4 protein-coding genes are annotated in these 4006 nt (G+C 64.9%); 1 reads left to right on the top strand and 3 read right to left on the bottom strand.

All coding sequences use genetic code 11. The features are described from left to right. From U9980_RS24105 to U9980_RS24095, 3 genes are all read right to left on the bottom strand, one after another. Positions 1-461, bottom strand: a 461-nt coding sequence (locus tag U9980_RS24105) for a hypothetical protein (protein WP_322770023.1), incomplete at its 3' end; no start/stop codon positions are given. Between the two features lie 3 nt (positions 462-464). After that, positions 465-1544, bottom strand: a complete 1080-nt coding sequence (locus tag U9980_RS24100; RefSeq protein WP_322770022.1) for an XRE family transcriptional regulator — start codon at positions 1542-1544, stop codon at positions 465-467. A 10-nt stretch (positions 1545-1554) separates the two neighbouring features. Then, positions 1555-2211 carry a hypothetical protein gene (locus U9980_RS24095; protein WP_322770021.1) on the bottom strand — a complete coding sequence of 219 codons (657 nt, stop codon included), beginning with the start codon at positions 2209-2211 and terminating at the stop codon, positions 1555-1557. A 397-nt stretch (positions 2212-2608) separates the two neighbouring features. Between U9980_RS24095 and U9980_RS24090 the strand changes: the two genes are divergently transcribed. Further along, positions 2609-3802, top strand: a complete 1194-nt coding sequence (locus U9980_RS24090; protein WP_322770020.1) for a hypothetical protein — start codon at positions 2609-2611, stop codon at positions 3800-3802. The last annotated feature ends 204 nt before the right edge of the window (positions 3803-4006 follow it).

The following is a 4006-nucleotide window of genomic DNA, read 5'->3' as shown; positions in this document are numbered from 1 at the left end:
CCATCCTGGAGTCCCCGAAAGCGACCTTTCAGCTCTGCGAGCTTCTCTGTTCGCGAAAGTCTAGCTTGGGTCCGGGTCTCCTGCTTGCGCGTCCGTTCCTTGACCGCCACCCGTTCAGACGACGGGACAATGGTGTCATGCGTAAGGTCGCGAAGATCCTCGATCGCCTCGATGCCGGCCTTTTGATCAGGGGCTTCTCGGTCGGGTTTCTTTACCAGGCAGAGTTCCTCAACGATACGCTGCTGTATCGCGGCCCCCGCCGGTCCCCGGTTCTCCAGCTCGCCGAACACCTGGCGTGCGATCGTATACTTTGAGTTCGAGACCGCCGCGAAACGCTCGTACATCTGCTCCGGCACGCCGGATGACACGAGCACACCACGCAGCCGGCTGCGGTAGTGAAAAGCCGCACCGCACACTTTGATGGCGGCTTCCTGTACCTCGTTGGGCACTGTCACGCTCATAGATTATTGATTCTCTCCAACAAGGCGCAGGTTCGGGCCTCCGCCGCTACGCGCGACTCCGAATACCTTGGCGAATCGCGGCGGGGTCATGAGCGCCGCATTTGCCAGGTCCTCCAGCGAGTAGCCGTGCTGAGTACGATGCACGTCAATAATCAAGCGCAGCTGGGTTGGCTCCTCGACCGGAAGTCGATGATCCACCGTCTGGTAGAGTAATCCGCGCGAGTTGAGCATCGCATAGAACGACTTTTGCTGACGTTCCGAGATCGCGCCCAGGTCGGCCGCCCGGCGTACGAGGAAGGGAACGCTGACCTTCCAGACCAGGCGGAGGTCAATCAGACGTCCAAGATCGCGGGTGGTGAGTCCAACCAGGGACGGCCTAATCTCATCGGCGGGAGTCAAGAACTCGGCCGCAAACTGGTCCGCCTCCACTTCGGTATCCGGGCTGTACCCGGTATGAAGAACGAGATGACCCAGCTCGTGAGAGTAGGTCATCCGCTCGCGGTCGGTAGGCATTCCCCGGTTGAAGGCGGTGACATGCCAACCTTCATCGCAACGCCGCGTCACGGCATCGACCTTGTTCGGCGCGTTGCATGGGACGAGGAACACCCCGGCCGCCTCAAGGTACGCCGTGACGCTATAGATCGGGCCCGTCGGGATACGCCATAGGCGGCGCACGATGCGCGCGGCCTCCACCGGGCTTTCGACGTCGTCCAGGTTGAGCGTGGGCAGCGTCAGGGCCGGTTCGTAGTCGATGCCCTGGAGCATCCCGCGAATGGTGAGATAAGCGAGGTGAAGCTTCCCCTCCACACGCCGCCGTTCTGTGATCGACAGCGTCTTGCGGCGCCGAAAGTGAAGATCCTGGGCCTCTCCCCCGCGAATCTGAGCCTCTTGGCATAGAAGGTCTACGGGACAATCGAACGCGTCTGCGATCGCCGTGAGCGTGTCCTCGCTCACGGTCCGAACTCCCGATTCGATCATGGAGACGTAACCCTGCTTGATGCCGGCCGCCTCCGCAAGCTCGGCCTGGGTCATGCGGCGGAGTTCCCGTATGAGTGAGATCATCCGCGGGTTGGCGGATCTCATGGAACCCTCCTCAGCTCGGCGCGGCGGACGGCTTCTCCATGGGAGCAGACACCGACGCGGAGGCGATTTTCGGCAAGGGCACGATCGGCATCACGAGTGGAGTAGGCAACGGGGCGGGGGGCGTGATCGGCTTGACCGCCCGAGAGGGGAGGTCGATAGTCCAGGCTGTCTTGCCATCGATCGTGCAGTGGAGGACCGCGCGGGCGATTTGGGTCTCGGTCGGGTCGAGAACGTAGCCGCACCGTGCCCAGGTCACGCGAGGCATGCTGGGCAGGACCTCTTCCTGAAGATCGGCCTGGGAGAAGATCCGAAGCTGTCGCGCCGTAGTGGGCTTTGAGACACCACCCAAGTCGATCTTGTTAAAGGACGCCTTCAGCTCGCCGCCCCCGAAGGTCAGGACGGTCTGGCCGTCCTCGTTCGTCACCTCGCAGCCGCGAACTTTGTCGAAGCGGTTGGCGATCTCAAACCCCATGAACTCGTACACGTCGACGGCGCGACCCAACGACCTCAGCTTCATCCGAACGTCGGGCGCCTTCTGGCCGAAGTCCACCCACGTGTCCCAGGCCGCGTATACGACGTCAGCCATCAGGAGGGCGTGGGGCCGGATGACCCGCCGCGCGGTCCGCCGGCTCAGAAGGCCGTCGATCCGGTGCCTCGGTTGCTCCACCCGCTACCTCCACGATCCCGTCCAGTCTGGGTGGCCAGAATAACAGCAGATATAACAGGCGGTCCGGCAGGGACTGGGGGTCGGCGTGTCGTAGTCCAGTGGAGGAGGCTCTGGTCCCCACCTGCGTCGGGCGCCGGACGATGTGCAAGTGGGCGTCGGCCCGGCTACCCGACGACCGCGCGGGCCCGGCGTGCCCCTCGACCCGACACCGCATACGAACGTGTGTTTGCATGCGGTGTCGGGTCGGGGTGGGTGCCGTACGCGAGACTGCTGTGACGTTCAGTGATAGGGGTGGGTTCACGGCAGGCTGGCGGGAGTCAGGTGGGTCGCTGGGTGCAGCCGTCGGTTGGGAGAAATCGACTCGCACTAGCCTGCAGCGGTCACACAGGGTAGAGCGGTGAATCAAGGTCTCGTGCTGCCGGACGAGCAGTTCGCCAAGGCCGTCGTGTACATGCGCGCGCTTCGCCGGGCGGTGATCGCGTTCTGGTACGCGACGATCGAGGATGTGGAGGCCGCGTTGATCGAGGCCGCTCAGGCGTGCTTCGCGGTCAACATCCTGGACGAGGCGGTGTTCGCGCACGCGCTGGGTGACCCGTACCGGCAGATCCGGGCAAAGGATCGCCTCGGCCAGGTGGTCACTGGCCTGGAGTTGATCCGCAACTGCGAAACCCACGCTCATGTCGGGTTCGACGGCCTACTCGTCGAGCGTCGCGTGCTCGGCGTCCCCATGCACGGCGGGACGATCCCCAGGGTGGTGCCGTCCTGGGCCGAGTACGCCGACCTGCCGGCCGCCTACGTCGAGCTGGACCAGTCCGCGACTGCCCACCAGAAACGGGCACGTGGTGAGGCCCAACACGGCTACCGCATGGCGGTCGCCGGCCGCGGCGTGCTGGAAACGTTGCTGGATGCCATGACGTTCTTCCAGCAGATCGACCCGAGGCTCGTGACCACGGACGGCCCTGTTCTTCAGTACGCCTACGTTGAGCTGCTGCCTGATCGCGACCCCGCCGCCGGCGAGGCGGAGCACGTCGTCCTCACTAGGCCGATGGGCCTGGACACCGAGGTGCTCCTGCTATCACTCGCCACCCGGAACACAGAGCGACGCTCGGCACAGTGGCCGGCGGCCGACGGCTATTTCACGGCGAAGGTGAAGGCGGCGAAGAGCACCGTGCCGGGTGCGACACACCGCGAGATCCGCTATGCCCTGCGGGACAAGGGGAAGGTCATCGGCTACGCCGGGGTCTCGCCCGACGGACCGTCGGGGCGAGGCCGTGGTGGTGCCGTCGTTGGCGCACCTGGGTGGCAGTCCCGGGGTGCGGCTGGCCGTAAAGGAGCTGATCGAGGATCAGACCGGCGCAGCCGTCCACACGTTGCCGCCGTGCTGGGCCTGGCCGTGCCCCGCGACTCGGCCCGTGCGCCGTGCTCGGTCAACGCGTCGTACTCCCCGACGATCCTCACCTTGTATGCGGCGGTGAACGTCCGCCGCGTCGTCTGGCCGTCCCTCGGTCCGGATTCTTTCCTCCCCTTCCCGCTCAGTCCTTCTGGACCACCCGACGACACGTCATTCATGGTCAACGTCACAAGATCCTGATCCGCATCTCGCCCTACTCGCTACACCCGACGGACTGATCGTTCTGTCTCAACCAAGCTTGGCAGAGAGGGCCTACGAGTCGAAACGATCGCTGGCTTCGTCGTCCTCATCGGTGAACGTGCGGGTGAGGGTGTAGTAGCCGGGCGTGTGCAGCGTGATGGTCGTGGCCGCCGGGGCGTTGGGCCAGGGGAAGTCGGCGGATGG

The sequence above is a fragment of the Protofrankia sp. Cr1 genome (assembly GCF_963555865.1).
GTDB lineage: Bacteria > Actinomycetota > Actinomycetes > Frankiales > Frankiaceae > Protofrankia.
The sequence above is the reverse complement of the archived record's forward strand: the minus strand, read 5'-3'. Positions and strand labels throughout refer to the sequence as shown.

Bases quoted from the DNA above. Each gene is read 5' to 3' on its own strand.
- U9980_RS24100 (WP_322770022.1), bottom strand. From the start codon at position 1,544: ATGAGATCCGCCAACCCGCGGATGATCTCACTCATACGGGAACTCCGC.